14 protein-coding genes and 1 tRNA gene are annotated in these 15,279 nt (G+C 63.0%); 4 read left to right on the forward strand and 11 right to left on the reverse strand.

Annotated elements, in window-relative coordinates; genetic code table 11:
* Nucleotides 1–330 precede the first annotated feature (330 nt).
* On the reverse strand, nt 331–1,272 hold the full coding sequence (locus FJ951_RS03970) for an N-formylglutamate amidohydrolase (RefSeq protein WP_140513692.1): 942 nt from the start codon (nt 1,270–1,272) through the stop codon (nt 331–333).
* Nucleotides 1,273–1,436: 164 nt separating this feature from the next.
* On the opposite strand from FJ951_RS03970, the gene FJ951_RS03975 reads away from it, so the two are divergent.
* Nucleotides 1,437–1,799, forward strand: a complete 363-nt coding sequence (locus FJ951_RS03975) for a response regulator (protein WP_006199474.1) — start codon at nt 1,437–1,439, stop codon at nt 1,797–1,799.
* Between the two features lie 116 nt (nt 1,800–1,915).
* Nucleotides 1,916–1,990: transfer RNA gene (locus FJ951_RS03980), tRNA-Val, on the forward strand.
* Between the two features lie 690 nt (nt 1,991–2,680).
* Here the strand turns inward: FJ951_RS03980 and FJ951_RS03990 are convergent.
* A complete protein-coding gene (locus FJ951_RS03990) occupies nt 2,681–3,013 on the reverse strand; it encodes a hypothetical protein (protein WP_140496294.1) in 333 nt (110 codons plus the stop codon).
* Between the two features lie 193 nt (nt 3,014–3,206).
* Here FJ951_RS03990 and FJ951_RS03995 point away from each other — a divergent pair, with 193 nt between their 5' ends.
* Complete coding sequence (locus FJ951_RS03995; protein WP_140513693.1) at nt 3,207–3,494, forward strand: hypothetical protein; 288 nt, start codon at nt 3,207–3,209, stop codon at nt 3,492–3,494.
* Between the two features lie 227 nt (nt 3,495–3,721).
* Entirely contained in the window at nt 3,722–4,957 is a 1,236-nt protein-coding gene (locus FJ951_RS04000) for an MFS transporter (protein WP_140513694.1), read from the forward strand.
* Here FJ951_RS04000 and FJ951_RS04005 read toward each other — a convergent pair.
* The 9 genes from FJ951_RS04005 to FJ951_RS04045 form a co-directional block, all read right to left on the reverse strand.
* Nucleotides 4,944–5,789, reverse strand: coding sequence for an EamA family transporter (locus tag FJ951_RS04005; RefSeq protein ID WP_140496297.1), 846 nt, complete (start codon nt 5,787–5,789; stop codon nt 4,944–4,946). The two genes, FJ951_RS04000 and FJ951_RS04005, sit on opposite strands and share 14 nt — an antisense overlap.
* Nucleotides 5,790–5,796: 7 nt before the next feature.
* A complete protein-coding gene (locus FJ951_RS04010) occupies nt 5,797–6,705 on the reverse strand; it encodes an endonuclease/exonuclease/phosphatase family protein (protein WP_140496298.1) in 909 nt (302 codons plus the stop codon).
* 108 nt (nt 6,706–6,813) lie between these two features.
* Entirely contained in the window at nt 6,814–8,364 is a 1,551-nt protein-coding gene (locus FJ951_RS04015; RefSeq protein WP_140513695.1) for a sodium:proton antiporter, read from the reverse strand.
* Nucleotides 8,365–8,492: 128 nt separating this feature from the next.
* On the reverse strand, nt 8,493–9,557 hold the full coding sequence (locus FJ951_RS04020) for an ABC transporter ATP-binding protein (protein WP_140496300.1): 1,065 nt from the start codon (nt 9,555–9,557) through the stop codon (nt 8,493–8,495).
* A gap of 16 nt (nt 9,558–9,573) precedes the next feature.
* Entirely contained in the window at nt 9,574–10,365 is a 792-nt protein-coding gene (locus FJ951_RS04025) for an ABC transporter permease (protein WP_140513696.1), read from the reverse strand.
* Nucleotides 10,362–11,276, reverse strand: coding sequence for an ABC transporter permease subunit (locus tag FJ951_RS04030; RefSeq protein ID WP_140513697.1), 915 nt, complete (start codon nt 11,274–11,276; stop codon nt 10,362–10,364). The genes FJ951_RS04025 and FJ951_RS04030 overlap by 4 nt, the downstream gene beginning before the upstream one ends.
* A 63-nt stretch (nt 11,277–11,339) precedes the next feature.
* Nucleotides 11,340–12,446, reverse strand: a complete 1,107-nt coding sequence (locus tag FJ951_RS04035; RefSeq protein WP_140496303.1) for an ABC transporter substrate-binding protein — start codon at nt 12,444–12,446, stop codon at nt 11,340–11,342.
* Nucleotides 12,447–12,687: 241 nt separating this feature from the next.
* On the reverse strand, nt 12,688–13,860 hold the full coding sequence (locus tag FJ951_RS04040; protein ID WP_140513698.1) for an iron-containing alcohol dehydrogenase: 1,173 nt from the start codon (nt 13,858–13,860) through the stop codon (nt 12,688–12,690).
* 17 nt (nt 13,861–13,877) lie between these two features.
* A complete protein-coding gene (locus tag FJ951_RS04045) occupies nt 13,878–15,263 on the reverse strand; it encodes an aldehyde dehydrogenase family protein (protein WP_140513699.1) in 1,386 nt (461 codons plus the stop codon).
* Nucleotides 15,264–15,279: the final 16 nt, after the last annotated feature.

A 15,279-nucleotide genomic window follows, 5' to 3' on the forward strand; every position in this document is an offset into this window, starting at 1 on the left:
GCCAAGACAAGGGTGTTCCAGGATTTTTCGCCGCGCCGACTGTTGCCAGAATAACACGCCGGCGCCACCGAAGCGCAATTTCCACATCACTCTGAATTAAAAAAGCCGGTAGGTCGCTTGACATTTGTGCAGCGCACCATACCCTTGATCTCGGACAGGGTTTCCTGTCCATGCCCTCCTTGGGCGTTTCCTCCCTAGACTTCGACCGTATCGTGCGAACGATGCGGTCTTTTTTTCGCCGCCAGTTCCAATCCCCGCCAATCCCGATCCATGTCGCCCAGAACTATGCGGCGGTTGTGGATGGCGCCATCTAATGAAACCGGGCTCTGTTCACTCCGCGGCCAGCGGCAGATCCATGAAATGGTGGTCGGGCATGGCCATCAGGTCGGCCGAAAATCGCGCCAGGTCGTCGGCCAGCGCATCGAAGCCCGCCGCTTTCTCGAATGTCCGCTCATTCATATAGAGCCCGCGATTGACCTCGATCTGCAGCGCATGGAGATGGCGCGCCGGGCGGCCGTAGTGTTCGGTGATGAAGCCGCCGGCATAGGGCTTGTTGTGGGCGACGGTATAGCCCATGGTGTTGAGCAGGCCGATTGCGGTCTCGGTCAATGCTGCGGTGGCCGAGATGCCGAAGCGGTCACCAATGATGAAATCGGGCCGCAGGCCGTTGTCGCCGACGCGGATGCTCGCCGGCATCGAGTGACAGTCGATCAGCACGGCAAAGCCGAAACGCGCGTGGGTTCGCGTCAACAGCCGTTTCAGCGTCTCATGATAGGGTTTGTAGACCGCCTCGATGCGGGCAACCGCTTCGGCCAGCGGCAGGCGGCCGGAATAGATGTCGAGGCCTTCACCGACAAGCTTCGGAACGGTGCCAAGCCCGCCGGCCACGCGTGCGGAACGGATGTTGCAGAAGGATGGCACCGGCTCGGCGAACATGCGCGGATCGAGTTCCCACGGCTCGCGGTTGACGTCGAGATAGGCACGCGGGAAATTAGCCGCGAGCATCGGCGCGCCAAGCGCCACCGCGCCGCCGAACAGCTCGTCGACATAGCAGTCCTCGGACCGGCGAATGGCGTTGCGGTCCAGCCTTGCCATGGCGAGGAAGCGCTCCGGATAATGGCGCCCGCTGTGGGGTGAGTTGAAGAGGAAGGGGACGCGCTGCTCGGCGCCCGACCGGATTTCGAAGGGGGGAACGACCGAAAAATCCTCGGCTGCCGTCTTCAATTTGAACGAACCCGAAAACACCAATGCATCATGGGATGAAAGTGCCACCTTGACGGCCGCATGTCCAGCATTTCGGCGCCGGCACCGCCTTTGCGAATGCGGATTATGCCGCGCCTCGTTCACTTGATGTTTACCCTCGCCTCCTCATATACAGGATGGTTAACGGCCCTGCCTTTCGGCAGAGTCCGGGCGGGTGATTCGGACGGGATATCATGGCACGCATTCTTCTGGCGGAAGACGACGACGATATGCGTCGCTTCCTCGTCAAGGCGCTGGAGCGCGCCGGTTACCAGGTCAGCGACTTCGACAACGGCGCCAGTGCCTATGAGCGGCTGCGCGAGGAACCGTTCTCTCTGCTTTTGACCGATATCGTCATGCCGGAGATGGACGGCATCGAGCTGGCCCGCCGCGCCACCGAGATCGATCCCGACCTCAAGGTCATGTTCATCACCGGTTTCGCCGCCGTTGCGCTGAACCCGGATTCCAAGGCGCCGAAAGACGCCAAGGTGCTGTCGAAGCCGTTCCATCTGCGCGACCTCGTCAACGAGGTCGAGAAGATGCTGCAGGCGGCCTGAGCCGTTTTTGCCCAAGGCATCGGCGACTATCGGCCGGTGCGGCAAAACGGAGCCTTCTTTCCCTTTTCCTGCTATTGACGCGCCGGATCAAAAATGGTGTATGCGCGGCTTCGGATGGGCGTGTAGCTCAGCGGGAGAGCACTGCATTGACATTGCAGGGGTCACAGGTTCAATCCCTGTCACGCCCACCATCCTTTCAAAGACTTAGCTTCTTGGGCCGATTGGCACAGAAACGGCACAAAACGCCCACTGAGCTCCTGAATGGTGCCCTTGAGTATTCCGATGCGGCCGATCCGTGACAGCTTGTGTGTTGCGCCCGATATCGCGCGGATCAAGAAAAAGCCGAACGGAACAACCAGCGCCGTGAGAGATTAGGCGGCACGCTTCCCTCCGCCCTCCGTCGGCTCAATAGCCCCGTCTGCGCTCGCGGGGCGGGGTTTCTGCGGTTTGGGCATCTACCTCCAATTGCCGACCGAATCGCTCTTTCGGGTGACTTTCTTAAAGGAGTGAACTGTTCAAATCTGGAGTCTCTCTAAGCGGGAGGAACGGATGGGCAGCGATTTCGAGGCCGCACGACGACACCTGAAGCGCGCGCGTCAGTGCCTTCATGGCGATGATCACGTGAGCAGAGAAACGGTTGAGAGAATCGATGAAATGATCATAGCCCTGGCCGCGGAGGAGTGCTCTTCGTTTGGCTCCCTCTTCCCCTTCGGCCATCGAACGACGCGGAACTCTGAGGCCGCCTCGTCCAAGGCATAGCTCTACCTGCTGAAGGCAAACACTCGCGGTCCGTCGAGGCCCCGCTGGCTCCGTCCGGCCGGCTCTTCTGTAGACTTGATGAAAAGGCCGGAGCCAACAACCGCTCCGGCCCTGTTCCGTCGTCAGTCATTGCAGCTGTCGTCGGCCTTTGCCGCCGCGGTCTTGCCGCCATGCTGCTGCGCCTCGATATCCTGCTGCGATGTTGCGAGATTCTTGTCACCGCCGCCTTCCGCCCCCGCCAACGGCATTGTGCTGCCATCCTTGGCGGCCGGTTTGCCGGCACTATCCTTGGCCTTCGGAGTTTCCAAGGGCGCGTGGGTACCATCTTTCGAAATACCGGCAGTCTGTTGGGTGTCGGCGCCCGTGTTGGCAGCCGACTTGTCCGGACATGCCGCGATTGCAGAGCCCGCAGAAAACGACACCGCAAGCGCGATTACCAAAGCCATTTTCATCATGCTCGTCCTTCTGTTTGAGTGCCCTGCGGGTGAAACTAACGGCGCTTTTCTTTGTTCCGGGCCGGGCCGTATGTCGTCATCGACGCACCACAACCGGCACGTTGATGCCACGGCGACGGCGCCAGATACTCCACGGAAGCGTTCGCCGACTCCCTTGTTATGCGGCCGAAGGGATACTCACCAGGAGTGAATGATGAAACGACTTCTTCTCGCTTCCGTCGTAATGATTCTTTCCGGCGGCCTTGCCCTGGCGCAATCGACCAATACGACGTCGAGCGGCTCCTCCTCCACGACGACAACGATGCCGACGGATCAGAACACGGACTCGACCACGACCAAGTCGACCAACTCCAACTCCGCCAAGGATTGCGCACCGGGCCAACAGACAGGCAGCGCCAAGGAGTCAGCTCCCGGTCAGCAGGAAACCAGCGCCAAGTCCGCGGCCCCTGGCCAGATGGAAACGACGACGGAAGGTTGCTGACCGCATTGCCGCTGATGTCTCGACTCGCAACCTTGGCCTCCAGGTGCCTCGCGTCAGTTGGAACCACCTGCTGGGCTGATAGCCCGTCGGCTTCGGCCGGCGGGTGTCCAATGAATGCGGCTGTGGACTCGGTGGCCCCCTACGCAAACGTGACCAAGTTCTCTGAAAAGTGACTGACGATTGTCCGCCTCGACGCGATAACGTTCCTCGACATCAGGAGGAACGCCTTGAAGCTCAATTCGCAGCAGAAGAAAACCGTCCTTGCCTCATTCCTGGGCTGGACGCTCGACGCTTTCGATTTCTTCCTTCTGACATTCCTGCTCACCGACATTGCGTCTGAATTCCAGACCGACGTCCCGGCGGTGTCAAAGGCGCTTTTCCTGACCCTTGCGACGCGCTTCATTGGCGCGTTCTTCTTCGGCACGTTGGCAGACAAATTCGGGCGCAAGCCCATCCTGATGCTCAACATCGTCAGTTATTCCGTGATCGGCGCTTTGGCCGCCTTCTCGCCCAATCTCGGCATATTCCTGGCGCTGCGCGCACTGTTCGGCATCGCCATGGGCGGCGAATGGGGACTTGGCTCCTCGCTTGCCATGGAATCCATCCCGCCCAGCGCCCGCGGCATGGTCTCGGGCATCCTGCAATGCGGCTATCCGGCCGGCTACCTCCTAGCGGCGGTCGTCTATGGCCTGCTCTATCACCAGACGATCGGCGGCTACACGATCGGCTGGCGCGCCATGTTCCTGCTCAGTTTCATCCCGGCCCTGATCGTCCTTTTCATCCGCTCACATGTTCCGGAATCGCCGGCCTTCGTCGAGGCGCGGAAGACCGCAAGGCCCGGCATGCTGGAGACACTGCAAAAGCACTGGGGCGTCGCCCTCTATGCGGTCGTGCTGATGATGTTCTTCAACTTCTTCAGCCACGGCACGCAGGATCTCTACCCGACATTCCTGAAGAAGCAGCATGGTTTCGACCCGCACACGGTGAGCTGGATCACCATCGTCGCCAACATTGGCGCCATCGTCGGCGGTCTGGCGTTCGGCGCGCTGTCCGAGAAGATCGGCCGCGTCAATGCGATCACGCTCGCCTGCCTGATTGCCTTGCCGTCCATCCCGCTATGGGCCTACAGCTCGACGCCCTTCATGCTGGCCATCGGCGCCTTCGTCATGCAGGTCGCGGTCCAGGGCGCCTGGGGCGTCATTCCGGTGCACCTCAACGAGCTCTCGCCCGGCGCGGTGCGCGCGACCCTGCCCGGCTTCATCTACCAGGCCGGCAATCTCGCAGCCTCCTATGGCGGTCCCTATCAGGCGGGCATAGCCGAGGCTCCCGGAGGCAGCTATGGCTACGCGTTGGCGCTATTCGCCGGCGTGGTCGCCGTCTGCATCATCATCGTCATCCGCTTCAGTCCGGAACGGCGCGGCCAGGTGATGACCGTGCTGGACCACGACGTCAGCCGAGTCTGAGCGCCACGACGCCGGCGACGATGCTGAGCGCGGCGGCGCCGCGCCAGCCTGTCATCTTCTCGCCGAGCGCGAACACCGAGATCACCATGGCGAACAGGATGGAGGTCTCGCGCAGCGATGCCACCGAGGCGATCGGCGCCTTGGTCATCGCCCACATGACGATCCAGTAGGCAGCGCCGCTCAGCACGCCGGTGAACAGCCCCGCTTTCCAGTCCCGCGCCAGCACCGGCAAGGCCCGCGGTCCACGGAAGATCAGGCACAGCACCAGCGCTCCAAGCGCATCGCACACGAACAGCCAGGCGGCATAGCTCTGCGCCGTGGCCGCCAGCCGCGCCCCGCTGCCGTCGGACAGTGTGTAGCTGGCGATGAAGATCGAGGTCCCCAGCGCAAAGCCCACCGCGCGCAGGTTCAATCGTTCCAGATGCGCGCCGCCGCGAAACGACATCACCAGCGTGCCGGCCGACAGCAAAAGAATACCCAGAATGGCGAGCGGCGCCGGCACTTCGGCGACCACGAACATACCGCCAAGCGCCGCCAGCAAGGGCGCGGTGCCGCGCGCCAGAGGATAGGTCTGGGCGAAGTCGCCGGCCTGGTAAGCGCCGATCAGGAAGGTCCGGTAGCCCATGTGGAAGACGACGGAGGCAATGATATAGAGCCAGACTTCCGCCCTCGGCACCTCGACGAAGGGAAGTGCGAAAAGCGCGGCAAATCCCATGCCAAGCGTCATCAGGGTGATCGACAGGAAGCGGTCGAGATGGACCTTGACCAGCGCATTCCAGATCGCGTGCATGGCGGCCGCCGCAAGCACCGCGAAGAAGACGAAAAGCGTCATTTGGGCCTCATCCGCCTCCGGGGCCGGCGGGCGTTTCGAGATCGATGTCGATCCTGACCGGAAAATGATCGGAAGCCACTTCGCCAATGTCCGAGCTGACCGAGCGCACACGACCGGCAAACAGGCCGCCGACGAAGCAATGATCGAGCCGGCGCTTTGCCAGCCTGCCGTCGATGATCTTCTCATGCGTGTGGAAGTCATCCGCCGGTTCAATCGCCACGGCAGCGGCATCGACGAACCCATCCAGATAGGCGGCACCGCGATGATAGGGCGTGCCGCCGACGATGCGGCGGTATTCGGCGCTGCCCGGCTCCATGTTGAAATCGCCCATCCAGATCGCCGCCAGCGGGTTCTCCGGCTCTGGCTCGCCATTGCTCCAATTGCGCGCCGGCTCGTCGTCGGCGCCGCTCCACGGCCCCCCATCGGAGGGCGCCCGGCGATGCTCGGCAAGCAGATAGTCGATCTGCTCGAGCCGTTCTTCAGCCGCGACATGGGCGAGATGCAATGAAAGCACCCGCACCGGACCCGCCGGCGTGCGGATCATGCATTCGAGCGCCGCGTTGCGGGTGTTGAGCGGCCGCAGTGTGCGGCGCATCGGCAGCGCATGCAGCCGCGACCAGACGATCGGCAGCTTCGACAGCACCATGGTGCCGAACTGCCGGCGCCGGTTGACGATGCGGCCGTCGCGCTGTTCGCTGGCGTCCATGTCGAAGGCCGGGCCGTAGACCCAGTGATAGTCCGGCAGCAGCCGCGAAAGCAGCTCTGGCTGGTCGTCGAAATTGCTGCGCTGCCAGTGCCGCTCGACCTCCTGCAAGGCGATGACATCGGCGCCGGCAACAATGCGCGCGGCGCGCGCCGGATCGTAGAGGCCGTCGCTGCCGAACCCGTATTGGATATTGTAGCTGACCAGCTTCATTGCTCATCCGGCTCAGTTTGGTGACGGCAGTACCGTTTCGACGGCGACCTTGCAATGGACCGCCGCGGCGGCCCGGCTGGGCCACGACGCAAAAGCCCCTCGCCTCGCCTAGGTCGTCAGCGGCTGGAATCGTCCCGCCGGGGAAGCCGCCAGCTCCGACCAGTCGATTTCTTCCTCCAGCCGGTGATAGGCCTCGTCACCGATCGTCCCGTTGCGGCGAAGTTCTTCCAGCGCGTCGCGCTGGCGCTTGATGGCATAGAGCCGCAGCCGGTCGTACTCGGTTGCTGCCTGGGCGTCGTCGGGGTTCTTGGCGACCTTGCGCTGTGCGGCATACTGCTCGCGCACCGCCGCCGCCGCGGTCGAGGTCTTGCCGCTCAATATGTCGAGGGCCGCCTGCATGATGGCGACACGGGCCTGCGCGACCTCGCGGTCTATGGTCTCGTCCGGTTCGAGACGAAGCAGGCGCAGCAACGGCTTCAGGCTCATGCCTTGCAGGACAAGCGTGCCCAGCACCACGCAAAAGGCGGTGAGCACGATCGGATCGCGGCCGGGGAAGTCCGCCGGCAATGCGAAGGCAGCCGCCAGCGTCACCAGGCCGCGCATGCCGCACCAGCCGATCAGCACCCCGCCGCGAAACGACGGCACCTCTTGCCGCTGCTCCGCATTGCCGAAGCGGGCAAGCCATCGGATCACGGCGCCGCAGCCCAGCACCCAGGCAAGGCGGGAAACGATGACGACCGCCAGGATCGTCCCTGCAAACAGGAACGCCTCGGACTGTCCCTGCTCGGCCAGGCGACCGACGATCAGCCGCGCCTGCAGGCCCATCAGCACGAAAGCCAGCACGTTAAGCACGAACACCGCCGTCTCCCAGACGGAATAGGAGCTGACGCGCTTTCTGGCCGACATGCGCCGCGGTGCGGTGCGCGCGATGGTCATGGCATAGACGACGATGGTGATGATGGCCGAGAGCCCCAGCCTGTCAGCCAGGATCCAGACGCCGAACGTCCCGGCGAACTGCACGACGGTGCCGCTCGCCGCATCTTCGATACGTCCAAGCATCGCCTGGGACAGGCGGCCGAGAAGATAGCCCGCGGCCAGGCTGCCGATGGTCGACAGCAGGACCATCGGAACGGCACTGCCCAAAAGAACGGGACCGGCGGCGGCGGTGATCGCGATGCGATAGATCAAAAGCGCGGTGGCGTCATTGAGCAGGCTTTCGCCCTGAAGGATGGCCGTGATGCGGTGCGGCACCTTGAACTGCCCGAGCACGGCGCTCGCGGCAACCGCGTCCGGCGGCGCCACGATGGCGCCAAGGGCTATGGCGGCGGCGATCGGCAGGCCGGCCATTTTCCAGCCGACCAGTGCCACGACGGCGGTCGTGAAAACGACCGCGCCAAGCGCCAGCAGCACAAGCGGCAGCCTGTAGCGGTTAAGATCGCGCAGCGATGTGTCGTAGGCCGCGTCGAGCAGCACCGGCGCAATGAACAGCGCAAGCGCCAGTTCCGGATCGATCTCGATCGTCGGCGCGCCGGGCAGGAAGCCAAGGCCGGCGCCCGCCAGCGCCAGCAAGGCGGGGTAAGGAACCTGCAGGCGCCGCGACAGCGCCGTCAGCGCAACGGCGATCAGCAGGAGGACAAGGGTGAGCTCAAATAGCGCCATGGCTCATCGTAGCGGCGAAGCGGAGCTCTTGGCAGTGGCAAAGCCGCAGGATGCTGTTGATTGTCCAAGAGGAGTGCATCGTCCGGCAACTGGACCGGTGACCGGATCGACAGGGCGCTTCGGCCGCGTCAGTGCAGCACCAGCAGGTCGCCCGACGAGAAGGAAATCTCCGCCTTCTCGCCAACGGCCGGCGGTGGCGTCGTCGAACTGTTGAACGTGTCGAGCGAAACGGTGTTGCCGCCGATGCCGACCCGGACCCGGATCACCGAGCCGAGAAAGTGCACTTCGGAGATCTCGCCGGACAGGCTTGAATCGCGGCCGGGCTGGCGGCCGAGCGAAATGGCTTCCGGCCGCAACGCCAATGACAGCGTATCGCCGGACTTCGAGCCGTTGAGCCTGCCCTTGAGCGAGACTTCCTCGGTGTTGACACGAACCTTGCCCGACGCCGCGTCGGTGACGGTGCCTTCCAGCACGTTCAGCGTGCCGACGAAATTGGCGACGAACTTGGTTGCCGGCCGGTTGTAGATCTCGAACGGCGTGCCGACCTGCTCGGCCTTGCCGCCATACATCACCGCGATGCGGTCGGAGATCGACAGCGCCTCTTCCTGGTCATGGGTGACGAAGATGGTGGTGATGCCGAGCTTCTTCTGGATCGAGCGGATTTCCTCGCGCAGCGAGACGCGCACCTTGGCATCAAGCGCCGACAGCGGCTCGTCGAGCAGCAAGAGCTTCGGCTTCGGTGCGATGGCGCGGGCCAGCGCGATACGCTGCTGCTGGCCGCCCGAGAGCTGATAAGGATAGCGGTCGGCCATCTGCGGCAGCTTGATGATGCCGAGCATTTCGGCGACACGGGCATCGATATCCGCCCTGGACATGCCGGCGACTTTCAGTCCGAAGCCGATGTTCTGCGCCACGGTCAGGTTCGGGAACAGGGCATAGGCCTGGAACACCATGCCGACATTGCGCTGGTTCGGCTTCAGCCTGGTGATGTCCTTGCTGCCGACGACGATCTTGCCGGCCGACGGCTCCTCGAAGCCGGCGACCATGCGCAGCACCGTCGTCTTGCCGCAGCCTGACGGGCCGAGGAATGAGACGAACTCGCCCGGTTCGACGTCGAGATTGAAATCCTCGACAACAGTGGTGGCGCCGAAGGATTTTCGCACATGCTGGATGGAGAGGAATGGCTCGGCCATGGCTTTTTCTTTCGGGTCAGTTCGGACGATTAGCCGATTTCGGCGCGAAGCGCGACAGGATCTGGATCAGCGACATGCAGCCCCAGGTGATGACGAAGGCGATGATGGCAAGCGCCGCCGGCTCATAGGCGCGGTTGGCCCCGACATTCTGCAGGTACGGGCCGAAAGCCGGCCGGTTCAGCAAGCTCGCCATCGTAAACTCGCCGATGACGATGGCGAATGTCAGGAAGGCGCCGGACAACACCGCGATCAGCACATTGGGAAGGATGACGCGGGTGATGATCGTGCCCCAGCCGGCCCCGAGGATCTGGGCCGCTTCCGTCAACGTCCGCACGTCGATGGTTCTGAGCCCCGTATCGACGGCACGATACATATAGGGCAGCGCCAAGGTCGCATAGCCGATGACCAGCAAGGCATTGGTTCCCATATCGGACCCGAGGAACGGCAAGGGTGAATTCGAGCCGTACATCCTGATATAGCCGAAGACGATGACGATGGCCGGAATGACCAACGGCAAAAGCGTGATGAACTCGACGATCGGCCTGAGCTGCGGCAGCCGCAATCGGATCCAGTAGGCTGCCGGCACCACGATCAGCACACCCAGAATGATGGTGAAGATGGCGGCGACCACCGAATACAGGAAGGTCGCCTGGAAACGCGCGTCGCCGAGCACGATCCGGTAGGCGTCGAAGGAATAGGCGCCGCGCCGCATGCGCATGGAAAATTCCACCGTCGCGATCAACGGGATGAAGAAATAGGCCGCGCCGAGGATGAAGACCACCCAGGCCCAGAATCTGCCCGACTTCATTTCAGCCACCTCTCGGAACGGGTCCGGAACCAGATGTAGAAGACATTGGCCAGGCCGGTGATGACGATCATGCCGAAGGCGATCGCGTAGCCGAGATGGGCATTGTGCAGCACGTCGCCGCGGATTTGCGCGTAGAGCAGGATCGGCACGATGTTGAGCGACGAGCCGGTCAGCGCATAGGCGGTGGCGATCGCCCCGAAGGCGTTGGCGAAAAGCAGGATCACGGTGCCGAGAAAACTCGGCCAGATCACAGGGATGACCACGATGCGCCAATATTGCGCGGTGGTCGCGCCAAGCGTGGCGGCAGCTTCACCCCATTCCTTCTTCAAGCCATCGATTGCCGGCGTGATGATGACCACCATCAGCGGTATCTGGAAATAGACATAGGTCAGCGTCAGGCCCCAGAAGGACAGGATGTTGAAGCCGTGGGCATAGATGTTGAGGCCGAACACGGTGTTCAGGATCACCGTGGCAAGACCGAGCCGGCCGAGCGTGGCGAGGAAGGCGAAGGCCAGCGGCACGCCGGCGAAATTGGAGGCGACGCCGGAAAAAGTCAGGGTGGCCGAGCGTATCCAGTCCGGCAGCCCGCCGCGCACGATGGCGATGGCGATGGCCAGGCCCGCGAAAGCGCCGATCAGCGCCGAGGCCAGGCTTACCTTGATCGATATCCAGTAAGCGGCAACGATCGACGGCTGCGCCAGAGCGACAATGTTCTCGAGCGTGAACTCGCCGGCATCATTCTGGAATGCGCCCAGCATCAGATAAAGCGTGGGCAAAATCAGGAACATGATGGCGAAGATGAAGAACGGAGCGACGCCTAGCCATTGCGTCGGCAATCGCAACGCGCGTGCCTCCGCGGGCGGCGCGGTCTTGCCTGCGGTATCGTGACTGGAAAGCGAGAGATCGGTCATGCGCCGGCTACCGTCTTCGAGGGGGAACCGGGCGGCCGCGAAGCCGCCCGGTGGATTCAACTGTTACTTGACGTTGGCACCGACAACGGAGTCCCAGTTCTTGGTGACGGCTTCCTTGGCCTTGCCCTGCTCGTCCAGCGTCGGGAACACCGCCGAAGCATAGGCTTCCGCCGGCGGCAGCTTGGCCAGGACGTCCGCCGGGATCTTGCCGTTCTTGGCGAGATCGTTGAAGCGGATCGGGTGGCAATAGCCCTTGAGCCAGCCGATCTGGCCTTCGTCTGAATAGAGGTATTCCATCCAGAGCTTGGCTGCGTTCGGATGCGGCGCATAGGCGCTGATCGCCTGCACGTAGACGCCGGCGACGACGCCGGTCTTCGGCACGACGACGTCGACCGGCGGGTTGCCCTTCAGCGTGTCACGGCCGGCGAGCGCGTTGTAGTCCCAGTTGATCAGAATCGGGGTCTGACCCTGGGCGAGTGTCGCCGGCTTGCCGATGACCGGTACGAAGTTGCCGGCGGCATTGAGCTTCTTGAAGAAGTCGAGGCCGGCGGTGCCCGCGGCTTCGCCAGCCGCGGCTCCACTCGAAAGACCAGCGGCATAGACCGCCTGGATGGCCTGGTTCGAAGCGCGCGGATCGCCGGCGAGAGCCACTGAATTGGCGAATTCCGGCTTCAGCAGATCGGCCCAGTCAACAGGCGATTCCTTGACCAGATCCTTGTTCACCATCATCGCCAGAACGCCGTAGTAATCACCGTACCAGGCGCCGTCGGCATCCTTGGCGCTGTCGGGGATCGAGTCCCAGGTCGACACCTTGTAGGGCATCAGCAGGCCGTCGGCCTTGGCAGTCGGGCCGAAGGACAGGCCGACGTCGATGACGTCGGGCGCCTGCGGACCCTTATTGTCCTTGTTGGCCTTGATCGCCTCGACCTCGTCGCCCGAGCCGGCGTCGGGGTTGAGCTCGTTGATGGTGATTTCCGGATATTTCGCCTTGAACCCCGCGATAACGTCGCCGTAACCGCACCAGTCATGCGGCAAAGCGATGGTGGTGAGCTGGCCTTCCGCCTTCGCGGCCTTGACGAGATCGTCCAGCGGAGCCGCGGACGAAATCACCGTCGACGCAAACAGCGCCGCGGCCGAAAGGGAAAGCACTTTCCCCGTGAATTTGAACATGTGTTCTCTCCGTTGAACTGACGCCGTTGGACGCCTGCGATGCGGTATCGTTTTCGTGTGACAGCCAGATGAAAGCTTTATGAAACCCCACCGCTGGCAGCACGAAAGTTAACTCCTTTTAATCGACTGTAGCAATTAGCCCCCACTTAATTTTCCGGCTAATTACTTTTTGCCTTGCACTTCACCCCTTTCCCCTTGGTTGCCCCTGATTTTCCAGATCAACTTTACCCTTAAAGCGGTATCACACCGTCCCGGCGATTGCATTTTCGAGCAGCGTCAGCGCTGCCTTCTTGGTCAGCTTGACCGGGTTGCCGCCGGCTGTCGGATCGACCACCGCCATATCGGCGATCAAGGCCCTGCGCTTCTTGTCCATGTCGAGCCCCTTGATCAGGCCAGGCAGCGCATGCGGCACCTTCAATTCCTTGCGAAGCTTGATGACAGCCTTGGCGAAGCCGTCGAAGCCGCCCCTTATGCCGCAATAGGCGGCGAGCCGCGCGATGCGGTCCTCGATCGCCTCGCGGTTGAAGGCGAGCACATAGGGCATGAACACCGCATTGGTCATGCCGTGATGGGTGTCGTAGAGCGCCCCGATGGGATGCGACAGCGAATGGATCGCCCCCAGCCCCTTCTGGAAGGCTGCCGCGCCCATCGCCGCGGCGCTCATCATGTTGGCGCGGGCGACCAGATCCCTGCCGTTGGCATAGGCCTTTGGCAGGTTCTCGAAGACAAGTCTGATGCCTTCCACGGCGATGCCGTCGGCCATCGGATGATAGCCCGGCGCGCAATAAGCCTCGAGGCAATGGGCCAGCGCGTCCATGCCGGTGCCGGCGGTGATGAAGCCCGGCATGCCGACCGACAGCTCCGGATCGGCAATGACGATCGCCGGCAGCAGCTTCGGATGGAAGATGACCTTTTTGGTGTGGGTCGCCTCATTGGTGATGACGCCGGCGCGGCCGACTTCGGACCCGGTGCCGGCCGTGGTCGGCACCGCTATGATCGGCGCGATCGCGTCCGAGTTGGCGCGTGTCCACCAGTCGCCGATGTCCTCGAAATCCCAGACCGGGCGCGTCTGTCCCGCCTGGAAGGCGATCAGCTTGCCAAGGTCGAGCGCCGAGCCGCCGCCGAAGGCAATGACGCCGTCATGCTTGCCCTTCTTGAACACCGCGATGCCGGCGGTGAGATTGGAATCGACCGGATTCGGCTTCACTTCGGAGAAAACGCCGTAGGGCACTTTTGCGTCATCGAGGATTTTCAGCGTCGAAGCGACGACCGGCAGTTTCGCCAGCCCCGGATCGGTGACGAAGAGCGGCCGCTTGATGCCGGTGGCGGCGAGCACCTCGGGCAATTCCTTGATGCGCCCGGCGCCGAAGCGGACGGTGGTGGGGTAGTTCCATTTGGAGATCAGCTTGGACATGTTTGTCTTTCAAAAAATCAGATGGCTTCGCGCAGGTGGAAGGATTTCGGCCGGGTCAGGTTGTCGTAGCCGATGGCGGACAAGCCGGCCCCCTTGCCGGTGTCCTTGACGCCGGTCCAGACCAGCGCCGGGTCGAGGTAGTCGCTGCGGTTCATGAACACCGTGCCGGTCTCGACGCGGTCGCCGATCGCCACCGCATGCTCGGTGTCGCGCGTCCAGATCGAGGCGGTCAGGCCGTAGGGGCTGTCGTTCATCAGCGCGATCGCCTCCTCGTCGTTGCGCACCTTCATGATGCCGACGATCGGGCCGAAACTTTCCTCGCGCATGACGCTCATCTGATGGTCGACGCCGGTCAGCACCTCCGGCGCCAGATAGGGCGAGCCGGCCTTGTCCTGAGCCACCTTCATGTTGATATGCGCCTTGGCGCCCTTGCGCAGCGCCTCGGCCTTCTGCTCACGGATCAGGTCGGCGAAACGCGCCTGCGCCATCGGCCCCATCGTCGTCGCCTGTTCGAGCGGGTTGCCGACGACATAGTTCTTCGTCTCGGCGATGAAGGCTTCGACGAACTCGTCATAGACCCTTTCATGCACATAGACGCGTTCGATGCCGCAGCAGCACTGGCCGGAATTGTAGAAGGCGCCATCGACCAGATTGGCGACCGCATGGTCCATCTTGGCGTCGGGCAAGACATAGGCCGGATCCTTGCCGCCAAGCTCCAATCCGAGCGTCATGAAGGTGCCCGCCGCTGCCTTTTCGATGGCGCGGCCGCCGGCGACCGAGCCGGTGAAATTGACGTGGTCGATCTTGCCCGAGCCAAGCAATCTTTCTGTCTGGACATGGTTCAGCACGATGTTCTGGAACACGCCCTTGGGCAGGCCTGCTCTGTCGAAAGCCTGCTGGAAACGCTCGCCGACCAGCAGCGTCTGCGCGGCATGTTTGAGGATGACGGTGTTGCCGGCCATCAGCGCCGGCACGATCGTGTTGACCGCGGTGAGGTAAGGATAGTTCCACGGCGCGATCACCATGACCACGCCGAGCGGATCCTTCTTCACATAGCGGCGGAACCCGTCCTTCGGATTGGAGGCCGGCACGGATTTCAGCGCCGCCTCGGCGATTTCGACCATATGGCTGGTGCGTTCCTTGACGCCGCCGAACTCGCCGCCATAGCGCACCGGACGCCCCATCTGCCAGGCGATCTCCGGCACGATCTCGTCGGTCATGGCAACCAACGCCTCGAGCATCGCCAGCATGTACTTGCCGCGCTCGGCGATCGGAGTCTGCGCCCACTTCTCCTGCGCTGCCTTGGCGCGCTCGACAGCGGCATTGACCGCCTGGTCGGTGGCGATCGGACGCTCGGCATAGACCGAACCATCGATAGGGGATTTGAGTTTCACGATTTCCAAGAAGATGTCTCCATAT

Origin of the sequence: Mesorhizobium sp. B2-2-3 (assembly GCF_006442405.1) — a bacterium.
Taxonomy (GTDB): Bacteria; Pseudomonadota; Alphaproteobacteria; order Rhizobiales; family Rhizobiaceae; genus Mesorhizobium.

Excerpts from the sequence above, each read along its gene's own strand:
- FJ951_RS04035 (WP_140496303.1), bottom strand. The coding sequence starts at position 12,446 with ATGTTCAAATTCACGGGGAAAGTGCTTTCCCTTTCGGCCGCGGCGCTG.
- FJ951_RS03975 (WP_006199474.1), top strand. The coding sequence starts at position 1,437 with ATGGCACGCATTCTTCTGGCGGAAGACGACGACGATATGCGTCGCTTC.
- FJ951_RS04040 (WP_140513698.1), bottom strand. The coding sequence starts at position 13,860 with ATGTCCAAGCTGATCTCCAAATGGAACTACCCCACCACCGTCCGCTTC.
- FJ951_RS03995 (WP_140513693.1), top strand. The coding sequence starts at position 3,207 with ATGAAACGACTTCTTCTCGCTTCCGTCGTAATGATTCTTTCCGGCGGC.
- FJ951_RS04010 (WP_140496298.1), bottom strand. The coding sequence starts at position 6,705 with ATGAAGCTGGTCAGCTACAATATCCAATACGGGTTCGGCAGCGACGGC.
- FJ951_RS04020 (WP_140496300.1), bottom strand. The coding sequence starts at position 9,557 with ATGGCCGAGCCATTCCTCTCCATCCAGCATGTGCGAAAATCCTTCGGC.
- FJ951_RS04005 (WP_140496297.1), bottom strand. The coding sequence starts at position 5,789 with ATGACGCTTTTCGTCTTCTTCGCGGTGCTTGCGGCGGCCGCCATGCAC.
- FJ951_RS03990 (WP_140496294.1), bottom strand. The coding sequence starts at position 3,013 with ATGATGAAAATGGCTTTGGTAATCGCGCTTGCGGTGTCGTTTTCTGCG.
- FJ951_RS04030 (WP_140513697.1), bottom strand. The coding sequence starts at position 11,276 with ATGACCGATCTCTCGCTTTCCAGTCACGATACCGCAGGCAAGACCGCG.
- FJ951_RS04015 (WP_140513695.1), bottom strand. The coding sequence starts at position 8,364 with ATGGCGCTATTTGAGCTCACCCTTGTCCTCCTGCTGATCGCCGTTGCG.
- FJ951_RS04025 (WP_140513696.1), bottom strand. The coding sequence starts at position 10,365 with ATGAAGTCGGGCAGATTCTGGGCCTGGGTGGTCTTCATCCTCGGCGCG.